Source organism: Pseudomonas sputi, assembly GCF_021603585.1.
Classification (GTDB): domain Bacteria; phylum Pseudomonadota; class Gammaproteobacteria; order Pseudomonadales; family Pseudomonadaceae; genus Aquipseudomonas; species Aquipseudomonas sputi.
This window is the reverse complement of the sequence record NZ_BQHI01000073.1, coordinates 1-439: the sequence shown is the minus strand read 5'-3', so window position 1 is coordinate 439 and position 439 is coordinate 1. Positions and strand designations below refer to the sequence as shown.

1 pseudogene is annotated in these 439 nt (G+C 60.1%); it reads right to left on the bottom strand.

What is annotated here, in order from left to right:
• Window positions 1-439, bottom strand: a pseudogene (locus L6D81_RS29345) (hypothetical protein); the annotation flags it as partial.

Below are 439 nucleotides of genomic sequence, written 5' to 3'. Positions count from 1 at the left end.
ACATCAGTGTCTTTCGGCGGCTCGGTAATGACCGGGGCAACCATCGGCCTGGGGAGCTGGAAAGTGACCGTTTCCTCAGGTGAAGATTGCTGAGCGGCGATCTGGATGGCAGTGATCGTATGGGGAACCTCGGCGGCAAACGGATCAGGGCGCTGGTACGACCAGGTACTGCCTGAAACGACGGCCGGAAACCGGGTGGTGCCGCTGTCGCTGAAGAGCAGTTCGACCACGGCATTCAACCAGCAGGTGCCCGAGAAAACCGGCAACAGGTCGTCTGTCGGCACCGGATGAACGACCGGTTTGTGCGGTGCGATGGTGACGCTGTACGCAACCCAGTCCGACGTCTGCTGCGCCAGTTTCTGAATGATCTGAATTTCTCGCTGGTACGTCGGCCCCCACTCCACGTTGACTTTGCTGGCCCATTGGCCATTGAGGCCCA